The following is a 17,146-nucleotide window of genomic DNA, read 5'->3' as shown; positions in this document are numbered from 1 at the left end:
AGTGAAAAGAGAAAAGAAAAAAATATAGATTCGCTAATACCGTAATGCCAATAATATCAAACTAATGACGAGGGACGAATGACGGGATAAGCTATACAGATAAATAATTATAAGACGAACAACAAGAGGTTCTACAGTGGCTCTACAGTGGCTCTACAGTGGCTCTACAGTGGCTCTACAGTGGCTCTACAGTGGCTCTACAGTGGCTCTACAGTAGCTCTACAGTGGCTCTACAACGAACAAAAGACGAACGATGAACGAAGGAATAACGAACCTAAGGCAAAGAAAAGTTATTTGAATATTGAATATTAGACATCTATGTTTAGATTCGTTTGCAGAAAAAATAGCAAGACTCTTTTAATCTTGTACTTTTCTAATTTGACTGCAATATATTTAAAAGGTTTTCATTGAACCATTTATACCGATTGATAATCATAATATGAGTACCATTTTTTACTACAATAGCATTTTTTATGTACTGAATAGGAAAAACAGGATCTTTATCTCCGTGAATGTGAACTGTGTGGGGTAAAGGTTCTTTTTGTTGCCAATTCACTATGCGGTCTATTGACCAATCGAGATAGGCAGGGGAGCGCATTCCTATATATTTCTCGTATAGAGCTATTCGTTTAGTCATCAGTTCAGAAAAAGAAAATCTTTTCCAAAACTCCAAATCGCTGATAGTACGAGTGGGCAATAGCTTATGCAGGTTTGTATAACGTGCCAAGAGCATTTTTTTAGGCAGTTCGTACTGCGTTTTTACGCTGGAAATGAGGACTATTTTTTGATAATCGTTCAGTTGTTTGGCTATCTCTTGTACAATAATTCCTCCAAACGACACCCCTAAGAGCACAGGAGAAGGCTCGGTAATTGCTACTGCAATACGTCCTGCATAGTGAGCTAGACTTTCTTCTTTTTCGGGAGTAATCCAGTCGAGTAAGTGCACACGGAAATTGTTGGGAAATTGCAAACGCTCGAAAATCTTAGGGCTGGCAGCCATTCCAGGCATTAAATAAATAGAAAGATTATCTTTTATATTCATTTGATATTGCTTTTTTACGAAAAATAAGTAACTTTGCACCAAATTTTAAATGAGTAACAGGTTATAGGTAAAAAGTAAAAACTAACGATAGTTAGGTATGTGAATGAGGTATAATGCTCATTTCTTACTTCTTATCTCTTATCTAGACAGAAGCAAAAGTACAACATTTTTGTCAAATAACGAATATTACTAATTAAAAACATAGTACAATGGAAGTAATAGACAGCGAATTTTCACGTCAATACCAAGCCAAAATCAACGGTGAACTTGCCTTTGTAGAATACGCTATTCAGGAGCGTAAGATATTCTTTACCAAAACATTGCTACCTGAAACGACGGACGAAGCGCTCATTGATGAATTCTTTAAAGGGGTAATAGCCTTAGTAGCTGAGAAAAAATATAGAGTGGTGCCCGTTTGCCCTGTGGCTATTGCTTTTTTTAAGCGTAATAAGGAGTGTAAAGACATACTTCCTGCTGGTATCAGGATTTAATAGTTAATGATTAACGGTTAATTAAAAACTTAGTTTTACATTGATTATATACAGATGAAGTATGCGAGGGCAGAGTATGTAAGGTATACGCTCTAATAAAAAGAGCAGGGCTCTCCCCTACTCTCTTAACTATGTAGATAAAAAAGAATTAATAATATATTATATGAAAGCCGTATTTTTAGACCGCAACACGCTCTCTGAGCGCATAGATGTAGATATCCCGAAAGGGATAGCCCAATGGGTAGCCTTCCAAAAAACAGCTCCCGATGAAATTGTTCAACGTCTCAAACCTGCTGATATAGCTATCGTGAACAAGGTGAAACTCGATGAGAGTATCCTTAGGCAGTTGCCTAACCTTAAGCTCATTCACCTTACTGCTACGGGTATGGATAATATCGATAAAGAGGCTGCGAAAGCCTTGGGTATAGAAGTGAAAAACGTAGCGGGTTACTCTACTGAAAGTGTAACAGAACATTTCTTTTTGTTGTTGCTATCGGCTATGCGTGCCCTAAAAACCTATCACGCAAGTGTAGAAGATGGTACTTGGGAAAAAGATGGTCGTTTTTGCCTTACTGAACCACCGGTGTTTGAATTGCATACCAAAACCTTAGGGATTATAGGAGTAGGCAACATAGGGAAAGCTATTAGTAAAGTAGCTGAAGCCTTTGGAATGAAAGTACTGTGGGCTGAACGCCAAGGTAAAGCTCCACGCAGTAAAGAATATACTGAGTTCGACAAGGTATTGGCACAGAGTGATATCATTTCGCTTAACTGTCCGCTTACTCCTGAGACTAAGCATTTAGTAGATGAAGAATTCATCTCTAAATTGCGTAAAAAACCATTGCTTATCAATATGGCTCGTGGAGCTATAGTAGACCCTCAAGCAGTATACGAAGCCATTGAAAGTAACCGCATTATGGGTTTTGCTACCGATGTGTTTGAAGAAGAACCACCAATGGCTAACGACCCTCTACTAAAAATAGCCAACCACCCTCGTGTGATTTACACTCCTCACGTGGCTTGGGCGAGCGAATACGCACAAGATAAGTTATGGCGTATCTTGAAACGCCAAGTAGAAGATTTTATCGTAAAATATAAAACAGAGCATAAGGAAAATGAAAAAGCATAATTTTAGCGCAGGCCCCTCTATCTTAGCACCTGAGGTATTCCAAAAAGCCTCTGAAGCCTTATTAGATTTTGAGGGGACTGGCTTATCGGTAATAGAAATATCACACCGCAGTCCAGAGTTTGTACGCGTGATAGAACGCGCTCGTGCATTGGCATTGGAAATCGCCGGATTGGACGATTCGTACACTACACTCTTCTTGCAAGGAGGAGCTAGTATGCAATTTTTGATGGTGCCTTACAACCTCCTCGAAACCAAAGTTGCTTATATAGATACAGGTACTTGGGCTAACAAAGCACAAAAGGAAGCTGCTCTCTTTGGCAATACCGAAGTGATAGCCTCTTCTAAAGCCGATGGGTATAAGTATATTCCAAAAAATGTAACCGTCCCTACTGATGCCGATTATCTGCACATCACTACCAATAATACGATTTATGGTACCGAGTACCACAGTTTGCCTCAAACGAGCATCCCTTTGGTGGCCGATATGAGTTCTGATATTTTCTCACGTCCGTTAGACTACAAGCAGTTTAGTTTGATTTATGCAGGTTCACAGAAGAATTTAGGAGCTTCGGGGTCTACCTTGGTGATTGTGAAGAAGGATATTTTGGGCAAGGTAAGTAGGAAACTGCCTTCGATGATGGACTATCAGTTGCATATTAAAAATGATAGTATGTTCAATACGCCCTCTACTTTTGCAGTATATGTGAACCTATTAGTACTCGAATGGATACAAGCACAAGGTGGATTGCAAGCCTTAGGCAAACGCAACCGAGCTAAAGCCGATTTGCTTTACGGAGAAATCGACCGCAATCCATTAGTAGTAGGGTATGCTAATAAAGAAGACCGCTCCCTAATGAATGTAGTGTTCAACCTCACCGATGAAAGTTCCAAAGAACGCTTTGACGCTTTGTGTAAAGAAGCCAATATCAGTGGAATAAAAGGACACCGCATCATAGGAGGCTATCGCGCTTCTATCTACAATGCTTTGCCTTTAGAAAGTGTACAAGTATTAGTAGATGTACTTAAAGAATTTGAACGCACCGCGTAAAGAAGAATAATATGGAAAACAAAATAAGTCCGATACAAATATCGGACTTATTTTATATTATACAATATGTTATTTAATCTCTAAGACTTTATAATCAAATGTATTAAGCTTCGCAACTACTACAGTTTACAAAATTCATCATCATTTCTTTTGCTACTGATTGACTGCGCTGATAGTACAAACTTTTAACTCCTAATTTCCAAGCCTCAATAAGCACTTTATTCACATCGCGAATAGGCATCGCTGAAGGAATATTTAAGTTCAAACTTTGCGTTTGGTCAATGTATGCTTGACGCTGTGCCGCTTGTGATATAATTTCCATCGGAGAAATCTCTTTAAAAGTTTTAAACACATTCTTCTCTAATTGAGATAACTCTTGCAAGTGTTGTACAGAGCCATTATTCAAACGAATAGAACGCCATACCTCTTCATTATTAAGACCTTTTTCCTCCAAAAGTTGAGTGAGATACTTATTTTTGCGCATAAAGTTCCCTTTAGAAAGCCCTACTTTATAGTAATTGCTCGAATAAGGTTCGATACCTGGTGATACCTGTCCTAAAATAGCCGAGCTGGAAGTGGTAGGAGCGATTGCCATAGTGGTAGTATTTCGTCTACCATATCCTTTTAAAATTTCTGGTTCTCCGTAAATATGAGCTAACTCTTTAGTTGCCTTATCAGCTTCTTCACGAATGTATCTAAAAGCGCGGGCATTGAACTGAGTTGCCTCAAAGCTCTCAAAAGGTATCATATTGCGTTGCAAGTAAGAATGATATCCTAACACACCCAAACCTAAAGCACGGTGACGAATAGCAAAATTGCGAGCTGCCTGTAAATAGTAATTACCCTTTGTTTTTTCTATAAACTCTGAAAGTACCGCATCTAAAAAGAATACAGCTAACTTTACTGCTTTGGTATCTTTCCACTCATCAAAGAGCTCTAAGTTCATAGAAGAAAGACAGCAAATAAACGATTCATCTTCACTAGAAGGTAACATAATCTCACTGCACAAGTTACTTGAACGAATGAGCATATCTTTATCTTTATACACTTGAGGGCGATTACGATTGGCATTATCGGTAAAGATAATGTAAGGTAAACCTTTTTGCTGGCGAGACTCCAAGACACGAGCCCATAGGCGACGTTTTTCTACATCACCATCTATCATTTCTTGCATCCAATAATCAGGTACACAAATACCAAAGAAAAGATTCTGAATAGGGAATTCTACATCTTTAATTTGTAGAAACTCTTCGGCATCGGGATGATCTATATCTAAATAAGCAGCAAAAGCACCGCGTCTTACTCCTCCTTGTGATACAACGTCCATAGCTGAATCGAACAACTTCATAAAACTAACTGCCCCACTTGATTTACCATTATCGGTAACTGCAGAACCGCGACTGCGCAATTCACCAAAATAACCAGAAGTGCCCCCCCCTATTTTGGTTTGCATAATCACCTCTCCAAGTTTATGAGTAATCCCCTCGATGCTATCAGGTACGTGCACATTGAAACAAGAAATAGGCAAACCTCTTTCAGTACCCATATTTGCCCAAATAGGAGATGAGAAACTAATCCACCCCTTAGTAATCATTTCTTTGAAAGCGGGCTGTAATTCGGGTTTATAAAGCCTATGTGCAGCAGCACTTGTAATGCGGTCTATCGCACCTTCTACGCTTTCTCCTTTTAGTAAATAGCCTCTATTGAGGATTTGTTCAGACTCTTCATTGAGCCACCAAATGTCTTTTTCTTCGTTCATAACTTTTTATTTTCGGGGTGCAAAGTAACAGCTTTATATTCTAATTTCACCCTCTATCCAAAATAAGTTATTAACAAAGTTTTTAACAATATAGCAAAATCAGCCTCTTAGGATAATTTTTTAACATACAGTTATACTTTTATATTACTTGAATAGCTAAAATAATAAAAATTAAATGTATGGGAAAGCAAAAACTATTAAAAATAAGAAGATATAGAAGAGTAGAAATATAGCTGTTAATTACTACAAATCAACGTGTTAAAAAGAATTGTTATATTTAAAACAAAATAGTAATACGATTTTATCTAAAATATTTTGTTCTTTCAGATAACTTTTGTACTTTTGTAGCGTTAAGTATAAAAGGAAATCTTATGTCAGAACTAATTACTAGACCTATACCTATTGATGAAGAAGTAGTGTGGGATAAAACAAAAACTATTATCAGTACTACTGATAAGTTGGGTGCTATTACTGACGTAAATCAAACATTTATAGACGTTTGTGGTTATCCTGCGGTTGAATTATTAGGAAAACCACATAGCATCATTCGTCACCCCGATATGCCTAAAATCATATTTAAGATTACTTGGGATAATATTTTGGCGGGGAGAAACTTTCACGCTATTATTAAAAACTTAGCTAAATCGGGTAAGTATTATTGGGTAATTACCGATTTTGAAGTAGGCAGGAATATTATTGGGGATGTTGTTACTATTATGGCGCGTCAGCATTCAGTACCTAAGTATGTAATTACAGAGCATATTGAGCCTTTATATCAAACGCTCCTTAAACTTGAAAAAATAGGAGATATGGAGCTCAGTAATCGTTATTTTAAGGGCTTTTTAGAAAAACAAGGCAAATCATATATTGAATATATTATGGATATTATGGACGAAAGCAAGCGAGAAATTCACTTTGATCCTATCCCTAATATGCCTCACACTGATACTAACATTGGAGACTATGAAATTTCTGATGATATATTTAGTGAAGAACATCACGAAGAAGAAACTATGATGCAACGCAAGAGTTTCTTTGCAAAATTATTTTCTACGAATTAGATTTTTGCAAATATCACAATAAAAATGAGAGCGTATCTATTGCAATAGATACGCTCTCATTTTTGGTTCTTTCTATGACTATGATTCTTTCTTGTCTTGAATTTCTTTCTTGTCGTCTTTTAATTTAGCTGACAGTTCCATAGAAATAGCAGAACGTTCAAATTTGATTTTTCCTGAAAGTGTTTCTATGACACAAGTATCATCAGTAAGTTCTACAATGCGTCCGTGCATACCACTTTTAGTAATTACTTTATCGCCTCTTTTCATTCCTTCAATAAAGTTTTTTTCTTGTTTTTGTCGTCTTACTTGCGGACGAATCATAAAAAAGTAGAATACTAAGATTATCAATATAAGAGGTAGTAAACCACTGTTCATCAATTGTTGCATATTTATTAATTTAATTATTAGTTTTTAGTTATTTTAGAAAATTGTAATTAGGAACTTTTAGCTTTTGGTTTTCAATTATAAAAGTCCTCTTCCTATCTTTTTAATTTGTTGTTTTTCTTCGAGTTCTTTATGTACATTTTTCATTACACCATTAATAAACGCACTACTTTTAGTAGTAGAATATTCCTTGGCAAGTTCTAAATATTCATTAAGTGTTACTTTAACTGGAATACTAGGAAAACTAAGCATTTCACAAACAGCCATTTTTAACAATATACTATCTATTACAGCTACACGATCTTTCTCCCAACCTGTCATTCTACTAATAATTTCATTCTCCCACTTACTATCATTGAGCACTGCTTTTTTTAGTAACCCTGTAAGAAATTCTTTTTCTTCTTCATCTTTATAAAGTGAAGGAACAAAATATTTATCAGGTGAGGTAGGGAGCACTTCTCTAAATAACCTACTTATATAGGTATTTACAATGGGATAATCATCTACCCAAGTGAGATTATAATCTTCAATATATTCATATATTGTCTCATCGGGAGCTATAATTTCTTCAAAAATAGTCATTAAAAAAGATTTATCAGCTTCAAAACTGCTCTTTTGTTTGCTGTATTTCTTATAAAACTCACTTTCTACAATGTTTTTATATATAGTACGCACATACTCTTCGTGTATTTCCCAATGGTTTATACGTGCATCAGCAATGGCTTCTTGTAATAATGTATTATGAACGATGGCTAAGAGCAAAAGGTTTTCAGAGAATTTTTGATGTACTGTTCTTTCTTCAGTAGTAGCCAAATATTTTTTCTGAGCTACTTTGTGTTGATGAGTTGCCAAAGAATGCAGTTCAATGAAAAGTGATAATATTAATAAATATAGGTGTCGCATTTCATCAGCACTGTTTTGCAAGAACTTCAATTCTTTGTCTAAATCCTGACTTTGGCTCTGACGCATTGCATAAATTGATTGCATTACTTTTGCCCTAATATGTCGTCTTGTAAGCATAATTTGTAAGAACTTTCTTAACTTTATTTTGAGAGTGCAAAAGTAGAAAAAAAGGTTTAACGAGCCAAAAAAAAGCGCTAAAAAAGCACCTAAAATGTTAATTTTTTACTAAAAATCGCATTTTTTCTTGTTTTATACTTGCTATGATGAAATATATTACTACCTTTGTCCTTATTAACTGTATTTATAAGTTATCATATGAACAAATCAGAATTAATTGATGCAATTGCAGCAGGGTCTGGACTTACAAAAACCGACTCTAAAAAAGCTGTTGAAGCGTTCTTTTCAAGTGTTGAAAAGGCTCTAAAAAAAGGTGACAAAGTAGCTGTCGTAGGATTCGGTTCTTGGTCAGTTGCTAAAAAAGAAGCCAGAGAGGCTCGCAACCCTCGTACTGGTGCAGTAATTAAAGTACCTGCTAAGAAAGTTGTAAAATTCAAAGCAGGGGCTGAATTATCTGAAGCAGTAAACAAAAAGTAATTGCAGTAAAAAAGTCCCTTTCAGTTGAAAGGGACTTTTTTTATTTATTAGTAGATGAGTTAATTAGCATAGAAACCTTATTTAATGATTAATGGTTAACGATTAATGGTTAATTTGGGAGAAGCTTATAGAAAGCTTATAGAAAGCTTATAGAAAGCTTATAGAAAGCTTATAGAAAGCTTATAGGAAAAACGAACAAAAAACGAACAAAAAACGAACAAAAGACGAACAATGAACGAAGGAAAAGTGAAGTTAAGTTGATGCTAAAATAGAGATAAGAAGTAGGAAATTAGTAGACTTCTACTTTGCTAAAAGTCGTAGCACAACAGGCAAGTCGTAGTACGACGGGCTATTAGAAACTTTAGCAAAGTGCAAAGCGCACGAAAGCGCAAATTAATTCTCTGACAAGACCATAACTAACATTACCAATATGAAAAAGAAGAAAATAGTAGTCCTCACGGGGGCAGGGATTAGCGCTGAAAGTGGTGTAAAGACTTTTCGAGATGCCGATGGTTTGTGGGAAGGTCACGATATAGAACAAGTGGCAACACCTTATGGCTTTGAGAAAGACCCTGAACTTGTATTGAACTTCTACAACGGCTTACGCAAACAGGTGAAAAATGTGCAACCTAACCCCGCTGACCTATTATTAGCCGAGTTGGAAAAAGAGTACGACGTGGTAATCATCACTCAAAATGTAGATGACTTGCACGAACGTGCGGGTAGCCATCACATTATTCACTTACACGGCGAACTGCTAAAAATGCGGGGAGTAGATGACCCCTATACGCTATACAACTGTACTGACGACATTAAAGTGGGCGACCTGAGCCCCAGTGGAGCACAATTACGACCTCACATTGTGTGGTTTGGCGAAGATGTACCAATGATTGTAAAGGCTGCCGAAGAGGTAGAAACTGCCGATATAGTGATTATTGTAGGTACTTCATTACAAGTGTACCCCGCTGCTGGATTGATGAACTGTGCCAAGAAAGATACACCTATATATTATATAGACCCACGCCCAAGCATCAGTAGTAAAGATAAAATCACTGTAATTAAAGACGTTGCTTCAACAGGGGTAGCCAAAGCTATTGAACTAATAAAAGAATTGAAATGAGTAACTTCCCGAAATTTATTTTAGGTGACAACACCGATATGCCCGACGCAATGTTCGTGGTGCATTTAGAGTATCCGCGCTTCGTGCTGAACTTAGACAACGATGAAGTAGAATGGCTCGAAGAGTTCGACGAAGAAGACACCAAAGAGTTAGAAGCTGAAAGCGAGAACCTTATAGAAGAAGCTATCGCTTTCTACGAACGAGAAATCGCCCGTATAGAAGAAAATGACTACTAAGCAACTCATCCAGCAAATCGAAGCTAAACAATCGCTGTTATGTGTGGGCTTGGATACCGATATGAGTAAAATTCCTCCTCACTTGCTTGAAGAGGAAGACCCGCTTTTTGCCTTCAACAAGGCGATTATAGAGGCTACCCACGCTTTTGCGGTAGCCTACAAACCCAATACAGCTTTCTACGAAGCACACGGCGAAAAAGGTTGGCGTGCCTTGAAAAAGACGATTGACTACCTGAACCGTCACCACCCTGAGATTTTCACTATTGCTGATGCCAAACGCGGGGATATAGGCAACACTTCAAGTATGTATGCCAAAGCTTTCTTTGAGGATATGCAATTCGATAGCGTGACAGTAGCCCCCTATATGGGAAGAGATTCAGTAGAGCCTTTTTTAGCTTTCGAAAACAAACACACCATTCTCTTAGCTCTAACTTCTAATGAAGGGGCTTTCGACTTCCAAACGCAAAAACTCAACGATGAAGAGCTGTACAAAAAGGTATTACGCACCTCACTTACTTGGCAAAACAGCCAAAACCTGATGTATGTAGTAGGCGCAACCAAGGCGGAATACTTAAAGGAAATACGCAAAATTATACCTGAACATTTCTTGTTAGTACCAGGAGTAGGGGCACAAGGAGGCAGTTTAGAAGAAGTGTGCCACTACGGTCTCAACAACTACTATGGACTGCTTATCAACTCGTCAAGAGGGATTATCTACGCTTCTAAGGGCGAAGACTTTGCCAAAGTAGCAGGTGAAAAAGCTAAGAAATTGCAACAGAAGATGAAATTAATGCTTAATTGATTAATGGTTAATGATAAGTAGTAAATGAGTAGTAATGAAAAGGAGCAAGAGAAATGACAAGTGTGAGAAGTAATAGGTATATCAACTTTGTACAAGTTTAAAACTTTGGCAGAATATGGTGATTAAAAACTAGTAAACTAATGACTAACAACTAAATAATATGATTACATTTTTAAATAAAAGCAACATTACACCAACCATTGAAGATGACGCTCACAGACTTTTTTCACTGTTGAGCAGGCGCTACCAGCAACGACTATCTGACCTTTTCCAGGACAAAACTAAAATGCCTTATGTAGTGGGTTACATAGAAGACGGTCGCCTACACGGAATGGCTTCTATGGCTATCTACAGAGTGATTTCGGGCTATAAAGGTTGGATAGAAGATGTGGTGGTAGACGAGATGGCACGTGGTAAAAAAATAGGCACTCAGCTCATACAACTTCTTATCGCCAAAGGCAAAGAGTTGGGCTTGGGAGAAATATTGCTCTTTACCTCGCCTACTAACGAAGCAGCTATTAAGCTCTATGAAAATGAAGGCTTTAAACGCAAAGGCGCAGAGGTATATGTGAACGCTCTCAAACAAATGTACCCACCAGAATCTTGATATATTACTATTTCTTTGTATTTTTGCCCTCTGATAAGGAAACAATAAAAATACTATGGAATTAGTTCACAAGAATCTCGTATTACCCAACAATGGCAAAAAGCTCTTGTTGCACACTTGTTGTGCGCCTTGCTCGGGCTCTATTATACTATCTATTCAGGCATCGGGAATAGAGTTTACTATATTTTTTTACAACCCTAATATTCACCCTCAAAAAGAATACGAAATTCGCAAAGAGGAAAATATCCGCTTTGCTGAAAAGTGTGGCGTACCTATTGTAGATGCCGAATACGACACCGATAACTGGTATACGCGTGCTAAAGGTATGGAATTTGAACCAGAACGGGGCAGTCGTTGTGCAATGTGCTTTGATATGCGTATGGAGCGTACCGCTTTATATGCTTACGAAAACGGCTTTGATACCATTGCAACCTCACTAGGCATCTCTCGTTGGAAAGACCTCAACCAAGTGAATGAAGCAGGAAAAAATGCTGCCAGCAAGTACGAGGGACTTACCTATTGGGACTACAATTGGCGCAAAAACGGAGGTGCTGCCTGTAATATGGAAATCTGCAAAAACGAGAAGTTCTACCAACAAGAGTACTGTGGTTGTGCTTTCTCGTTGCGCGATGCTAACAAATGGCGAGTAGCCAACGGAAGAGAAAAAATACGAATAGGGGAAAAATACTACGGAAGTGAAAAGTGAATAGTATGATAACTCCAGAAGAACTTACAGAAGGTCGTATCTTGCTTATCGATAAGCCCTTGCAATGGTCGTCGTTTCAAGCGGTGAACAAAATCAAATGGGCAATACTCAAACACTATAAGCTCAAGAAGATAAAGATAGGGCACGCAGGAACATTAGACCCGCTTGCCTCTGGTTTATTGGTGATTTGTACGGGCAAATTTACCAAGAAGATTACTGAAATACAAGACACTGTAAAAACTTATACGGGCACTATCACCGTAGGGGCTACGACTCCTTCCTATGATAAGGAAACCAAAATAGATGCCCACTACCCTACTGACCATATCACTCCTGAACTGATAGAAGAAGTACGAATGCAGTTTATAGGGGAGCTCACGCAAACGCCTCCCGTATTTTCGGCTATCAAGAAAGAAGGCAAACGGCTCTACGAATTTGCCCGCGACGGCAAAGAAATAGAAGTTCCTCAGCGCACTATCTATATTCACACTTTCGATATAGATGCAAGTCAGTTTCCTAAGTTGCACTTTGAGGTGGTTTGTAGCAAAGGCACCTACATACGCTCCTTGGCAAACGACTTTGGTAAAGCCTTAGGTTCTGGTGGCTATCTATCTGCATTGCGACGTACTAAGATAGGTGATTTCTCGGTAAATGATGCCTTAACGCCTGATGAATTTATAAACATACATATTCCAAAAATGCAAACAAAACCTATTATTCTCACTACTGTATTCGAGCGATTTATCGATAAGAATAAAACAACTCTTAATGACCATTTCGCTCGAAAAGAATCTACTTTAAACACACAAAACAATAGGAAAAAGTCTATTAATGATGTGTATGAAGAGCGAGAGCGAGAACGCCTTAATAAACAACAAAAACAACGACACACTTCCGACCTTAATATAGAAGCCATTTTTCCTCGAAAAAAGAAAAAAAAGACCTCAGGAATCAAATATGAGTTTCGCTACTTTCTATCGATGTTTTCAAATACTGATAAGGCAATTATGCTTACCTTACTGATACTTTTCGGTACGGTAGTAACCCTTATGGTGATACAACTTAGCAGTAGAGAGAAAGAAATAATGATTGAAATGGCACTCACTCCCGATGATTTACCTTATGAACCTCCAAAATTAGAGGAACAAACTGAAGCGCCTGATCTTTCTCAAGCTATGAATGCGAAACTGACTACTAATGCCTATAATCAAGCCGATGCTGACTTACGCCATACTGAGAATTTTAAAACCTTAGACGAAATAATGGCAGAACGTGCTTCTCAAGAGATGGAAAGCGCTAAGGAAGAATTGGTGAGTAATAATAAAATGTCGTCTAACTTAGTAATATCGGACGATAATACTCTTCAAAAAACAACTAAAATTTCATCTGATAATAAAGTAAATAAGAATACTTTAGTAAAATATGCCTTATCTGGCAGGACTGGAAATATACCTAACCCTGTATTTACTTGTGAAAAAGAAGGGCAAGTAGTGATTATTATTACAGTTGATGAAGCAGGAAGAGTTATTAGAACAGCTCTTGACAAAATGAATTCAACTACCAATGATGATTGCCTTATAGAAAACTCATTACTATATGCTAGCAGAGCCAGATTTAACGCTGTAACAGGCAAAAAAGAGCAAATAGGAACTATTACTTATATTTTTCAAAGTAAACGATAGAATGAAATTACAACAGTTAATTTGCATATTAAGTTTCTTATTAATAGGAGCTTGCAAAAATGCAAATCCACCTAAGCAAGATGCTTTCAATATAGAACTGCATCCTAAAAAGAAGGAATACCACATAGGAGAAACTTTACAGATAAAAGTTGTGAATCCTAAGTTTGAAGGTAAAATAGTAAAGATTAGCTATCAGTTTCATCACCAAGAGCTTGTTGTTACTAATGAGAACATAGTACTTGAAAACCTAATGTTAGGTAAACAGCCTTTAGAAGTAACTGTATATACTGATAAAGGAGAAGTTTATAAAGTACGAAAAGAAATTTTACTTTTGGCAGGACAAGCTCCTAAATTGTATACTTATAAAATACTAAATGAATATCCCCACGACAAACAGGCTTATACTCAAGGTTTAGAATTTATAGGTGATACTTTAGTAGAAAGCACAGGGCAATACCGAGAATCTTCCATACGCAAATGGAATCCTTTTACGGGCGAAATGTACAAAAATGTACCTTTACAAGCAATGTATTTTGGTGAAGGAGCTACCGTTTTTAGAGATAAAATAATCCAACTCACTTGGAGAGAAAATATAGGATTTGTATATGATACTCAGCTAAAACTGTTAAAAACTTTCTCTTACCATAAAAGTAAAGAAGGTTGGGGGCTCTGTCATAACGGTAGTGATAAACTTTACAAAAGTGATGGTTCAGAAAAGATTTGGATACTCAATCCTAACACTTTTGAAGAAGTAGACAGTTTACAACTATGTACTAATAAATCTATTTTTACCAATGCTAACGAATTAGAATTTGTAGACGGGAAAATATATGCTAATACTTATCTAAAAGATGGTATTATGATTATCAACCCCAATAATGGTGCTATAGAAGGCGTTGTAGATATACGAGGATTAAAAGAAAAAGTAGAACAAACTCCTGATTTAGATGTTCTTAATGGCATTGCTTATCACGCTAGGCGTAATACTTTCTTCATCACGGGTAAGAATTGGAGTAAGATATTTGAGGTAATTTTTATAAACAAGAATTAAATAATGTGAGCTTGATGTTTGTATTTTTTTATTACTTTTGCTCTTATGATTCCAGAGAATATCCTACATACTCCCATCAACTATCTGCGTGGCGTGGGCAATCAGCGGGCTGAACTCTTGAAAACAGAGCTCGGTATCTATGAGTATCAAGATTTGCTAAACTTGTTCCCTAACAGGTATATCGACCGTACCAAGTTTTACAAAATCAACGAATTGCAGAACAATAATGCCGAGGTGCAACTCGTAGGCAAGATAGTAAACCTACGCACAGTAGAGTCGGCTCACCAAAAAGGTACTCGTCTTGTTGCTACCTTTGTAGACGATACGGGCGCTATGGAGCTCGTGTGGTTCAAAGGACTTAAATGGTTGCGTGAAACCCTAAAAATCAACGAACCTTATGTGATTTTTGGCAAACTGAATTTCTTTGGAGGCACTTTCTCTATGCCTCACCCCGAAATGGACTTGCTCAGCGAATTCAAGAAGGCAGGACACAGCAGTATTCAGCCCGTATATCCCTCTACCGAAAAATTAGCTAAACGCAACATTACCAATAGAGTGATGCGCCAATTAGTACAAACAGTTTTTGAAGAAATAGGCAATAGCTTTGCCGAGAATTTACCGGATAACATACTCGCTTCTATGAACCTCATCTCCAAGCAGGAGGCAATGCGCAATATCCACTTCCCTACTGATCAAACTTTGCTTACTAAAGCCTCTGTACGACTCAAATTTGAAGAGCTTTTCTACATACAAGTGCAGTTGGTACGCAAGAATCTTCTGCACAAACAGAAGTTCCAAGGACAACCTTTCAAGGATGTAGGCGATGCTTTTATGAACTTCTATAACCATCATTTGCCTTTTCCGCTTACCGATGCCCAAAAACGAGTATTGAAAGAAATACGCGCCGATGTAGGCTCAAATGCCCAAATGAACCGCTTATTGCAAGGCGATGTAGGCTCTGGTAAAACCATCGTAGCCCTAATGACGATGCTTTTAGCAGTAGATAATGGTTGCCAAGCCTGCTTGATGGCACCTACCGAAATTCTTGCCAATCAGCATTACCAAAACATTAGTGAACTACTAAAAGAGACAGGAGTAACTGTAGCACTGCTCACAGGTTCGTCTAAAACAAAAGAACGCAAAATGTTAGATGAACAATTACAGTCTGGAGAGCTTTCTATCCTTATAGGCACTCACGCTCTTTTGGAAAACAAAGTACAGTTCAGAAACTTAGGACTTGCCATTATCGATGAGCAACACCGATTTGGGGTAGAACAGCGCTCGAAGTTATGGCATAAAAACACTATTCCGCCTCATATCTTAGTAATGACTGCCACCCCTATCCCGCGCACTTTAGCGATGAGTGTATATGGTGATTTAGATGTTTCGATAATAGATGAACTCCCCCCTGGGCGTAAGCCTATTAAAACTCTACATCAGTTTGAAAACCACCGTGCAGAGACTTATGAATTTATTAAAAAAGAGATAGATAAAGGACGACAAGCTTATGTAGTATATCCACTTATAGAAGAATCGGAAGCGTTAGATTTTAAGAATCTTACCGAAGGCTATGATTATATCACGGCAAGCTTTCCTTTGCCAAAATATAAGGTTTCTATGGTACACGGTAGACTCAAACCAACTGAAAAAGATGCTGAAATGGAGCGCTTCCTACGTAATGAAACACAAATAATGGTGGCTACCACCGTAATAGAAGTAGGAGTAAATGTGCCCAATGCTTCCGTAATGGTAATTGAGAGTGCCGAGCGCTTTGGACTCTCACAACTACACCAGTTGAGAGGACGTGTAGGTCGTGGCAGTGAACAGAGTTATTGTATATTACTCACAGGCAACAAAATGAGTAACGATACTCGTACGCGTATGGAAACGATGGTGCGTACTAACGACGGTTTTGAAATCGCTGAAGTAGACCTAAAATTGCGTGGCCCTGGTGACCTAATGGGTACGCAACAAAGTGGAGTGCTCGCTCTAAAAATAGCCGACCTTGTAAAAGACCAAGATATACTAAGAGCAGCACGCTTTCAAGCTATCGATCTACTGAAAGCCGACCCTAATTTAGAGTTGCCCCAAAATCAATGCATAGCCCACACGCTCTATCAGTTACAACGCTATAAGAACCTCTGGACATACATTTCATAAAGGAGCTGAAGAGGTGATGCTTACTACATTGCAATCTTTTTCTACTTTTTTTACCAAAAAATTTGGAGAGTTAAAAAAAAGTAGTACCTTTGCACCCGAATTAAACGTAAGGGTTCTTAGCTCAGCTGGTTCAGAGCATCTGCCTTACAAGCAGAGGGTCACTGGTTCGAATCCAGTAGGACCCACTTAGGTTAAAATTAAAAAATTTTTATCATTGTAATTTTGGGGTTCTTAGCTCAGCTGGTTCAGAGCATCTGCCTTACAAGCAGAGGGTCACTGGTTCGAATCCAGTAGGACCCACCAAAACTCGGATTTTATTGTTGTTTTCATAATTAAAAAGGATTCTTAGCTCAGCTGGTTCAGAGCATCTG

General features: G+C 37.7%; 18 protein-coding genes and 2 tRNA genes. 16 read left to right on the top strand and 4 right to left on the bottom strand.

All coding sequences use genetic code 11. The features are described 5' to 3' along the window. Nucleotides 1-147 precede the first annotated feature (147 nt). Nucleotides 148-312, top strand: coding sequence for a hypothetical protein (locus tag HMPREF1321_RS11995; RefSeq protein ID WP_009421653.1), 165 nt, complete (start codon nt 148-150; stop codon nt 310-312). Nucleotides 313-373: 61 nt separating this feature from the next. Here HMPREF1321_RS11995 and HMPREF1321_RS04820 read toward each other — a convergent pair whose 3' ends face one another. Continuing rightward, the gene (locus HMPREF1321_RS04820; protein WP_050977208.1) at nt 374-1,042 is read right to left on the bottom strand and encodes an alpha/beta fold hydrolase; all 669 of its coding nucleotides are present in this window, start codon (nt 1,040-1,042) and stop codon (nt 374-376) included. Nucleotides 1,043-1,251: 209 nt separating this feature from the next. On the opposite strand from HMPREF1321_RS04820, the gene HMPREF1321_RS04815 reads away from it, so the two are divergent. The 3 genes from HMPREF1321_RS04815 (at nt 1,252) to serC (ending at nt 3,710) form a co-directional block, all read left to right on the top strand. After that, on the top strand, nt 1,252-1,533 hold the full coding sequence (locus tag HMPREF1321_RS04815) for a GNAT family N-acetyltransferase (protein WP_002672042.1): 282 nt from the start codon (nt 1,252-1,254) through the stop codon (nt 1,531-1,533). Nucleotides 1,534-1,696: 163 nt separating this feature from the next. Further along, entirely contained in the window at nt 1,697-2,662 is a 966-nt protein-coding gene (locus HMPREF1321_RS04810; protein ID WP_009421621.1) for a D-2-hydroxyacid dehydrogenase, read from the top strand. Beyond that, nucleotides 2,649-3,710, top strand: coding sequence for a 3-phosphoserine/phosphohydroxythreonine transaminase (serC, locus tag HMPREF1321_RS04805; RefSeq protein WP_009421619.1), 1,062 nt, complete (start codon nt 2,649-2,651; stop codon nt 3,708-3,710). The genes HMPREF1321_RS04810 and serC overlap by 14 nt, the downstream gene beginning before the upstream one ends. Nucleotides 3,711-3,813: 103 nt before the next feature. Here the strand turns inward: serC and HMPREF1321_RS04800 are convergent, their stop codons facing one another. Further along, complete coding sequence (locus tag HMPREF1321_RS04800) at nt 3,814-5,469, bottom strand: ribonucleoside-diphosphate reductase subunit alpha (RefSeq protein WP_002672050.1); 1,656 nt, start codon at nt 5,467-5,469, stop codon at nt 3,814-3,816. A gap of 371 nt (nt 5,470-5,840) precedes the next feature. Here HMPREF1321_RS04800 and HMPREF1321_RS04795 point away from each other — a divergent pair, with 371 nt between their 5' ends. Beyond that, entirely contained in the window at nt 5,841-6,530 is a 690-nt protein-coding gene (locus HMPREF1321_RS04795; RefSeq protein WP_009419714.1) for a PAS domain-containing protein, read from the top strand. Between the two features lie 78 nt (nt 6,531-6,608). Here HMPREF1321_RS04795 and yajC read toward each other — a convergent pair whose 3' ends face one another. Together yajC and HMPREF1321_RS04785 are read right to left on the bottom strand one after the other, a co-directional pair. Beyond that, nucleotides 6,609-6,917: a preprotein translocase subunit YajC gene (gene yajC / locus HMPREF1321_RS04790; protein ID WP_009421643.1), complete on the bottom strand. Its 309-nt coding sequence runs from the start codon at nt 6,915-6,917 to the stop codon at nt 6,609-6,611. A gap of 75 nt (nt 6,918-6,992) precedes the next feature. Further along, on the bottom strand, nt 6,993-7,934 hold the full coding sequence (locus HMPREF1321_RS04785; protein WP_009421649.1) for a transcription antitermination protein NusB: 942 nt from the start codon (nt 7,932-7,934) through the stop codon (nt 6,993-6,995). 186 nt (nt 7,935-8,120) lie between these two features. On the opposite strand from HMPREF1321_RS04785, the gene HMPREF1321_RS04780 reads away from it, so the two are divergent. The 11 genes from HMPREF1321_RS04780 to HMPREF1321_RS04730 all read left to right on the top strand — a co-directional run bounded on the left by HMPREF1321_RS04780 (nt 8,121) and on the right by HMPREF1321_RS04730 (nt 17,078). Next, on the top strand, nt 8,121-8,411 hold the full coding sequence (locus HMPREF1321_RS04780) for an HU family DNA-binding protein (protein ID WP_255346883.1): 291 nt from the start codon (nt 8,121-8,123) through the stop codon (nt 8,409-8,411). Nucleotides 8,412-8,841: 430 nt separating this feature from the next. Further along, a complete protein-coding gene (locus tag HMPREF1321_RS04775) occupies nt 8,842-9,531 on the top strand; it encodes an SIR2 family NAD-dependent protein deacylase (protein WP_009421632.1) in 690 nt (229 codons plus the stop codon). Beyond that, nucleotides 9,528-9,767 (top strand): hypothetical protein, encoded by a 240-nt coding sequence (locus HMPREF1321_RS04770; protein ID WP_002672069.1) that lies wholly within the window; start codon nt 9,528-9,530, stop codon nt 9,765-9,767. The genes HMPREF1321_RS04775 and HMPREF1321_RS04770 overlap by 4 nt, the downstream gene beginning before the upstream one ends. After that, entirely contained in the window at nt 9,757-10,569 is an 813-nt protein-coding gene (pyrF, locus tag HMPREF1321_RS04765; RefSeq protein ID WP_009421628.1) for an orotidine-5'-phosphate decarboxylase, read from the top strand. Before HMPREF1321_RS04770 ends, pyrF begins: the two co-directional genes overlap by 11 nt. A gap of 160 nt (nt 10,570-10,729) precedes the next feature. Further along, complete coding sequence (locus tag HMPREF1321_RS04760) at nt 10,730-11,176, top strand: GNAT family N-acetyltransferase (protein WP_009421646.1); 447 nt, start codon at nt 10,730-10,732, stop codon at nt 11,174-11,176. 55 nt (nt 11,177-11,231) lie between these two features. Continuing rightward, nucleotides 11,232-11,882, top strand: coding sequence for an epoxyqueuosine reductase QueH (locus HMPREF1321_RS04755; protein ID WP_002672072.1), 651 nt, complete (start codon nt 11,232-11,234; stop codon nt 11,880-11,882). Between the two features lie 5 nt (nt 11,883-11,887). Next, nucleotides 11,888-13,564: a tRNA pseudouridine(55) synthase TruB gene (gene truB / locus HMPREF1321_RS04750; RefSeq protein ID WP_009421641.1), complete on the top strand. Its 1,677-nt coding sequence runs from the start codon at nt 11,888-11,890 to the stop codon at nt 13,562-13,564. A gap of 1 nt (nt 13,565) precedes the next feature. After that, nucleotides 13,566-14,615: a glutaminyl-peptide cyclotransferase gene (locus HMPREF1321_RS04745; protein ID WP_009421635.1), complete on the top strand. Its 1,050-nt coding sequence runs from the start codon at nt 13,566-13,568 to the stop codon at nt 14,613-14,615. Nucleotides 14,616-14,660: 45 nt separating this feature from the next. After that, on the top strand, nt 14,661-16,775 hold the full coding sequence (gene recG, locus HMPREF1321_RS04740) for an ATP-dependent DNA helicase RecG (protein ID WP_009421650.1): 2,115 nt from the start codon (nt 14,661-14,663) through the stop codon (nt 16,773-16,775). 110 nt (nt 16,776-16,885) lie between these two features. Next, nucleotides 16,886-16,960, top strand: a tRNA-Val gene (locus HMPREF1321_RS04735). A 40-nt stretch (nt 16,961-17,000) separates the two neighbouring features. Beyond that, nucleotides 17,001-17,078 (top strand) — tRNA-Val (locus HMPREF1321_RS04730). Nucleotides 17,079-17,146: the final 68 nt, after the last annotated feature.

It is taken from the genome of Capnocytophaga sp. oral taxon 412 str. F0487 (assembly GCF_000271925.1).
Taxonomy (GTDB): domain Bacteria; phylum Bacteroidota; class Bacteroidia; order Flavobacteriales; family Flavobacteriaceae; genus Capnocytophaga; species Capnocytophaga ochracea.
This window is presented reverse-complemented; position numbering and strand designations above follow the sequence as displayed.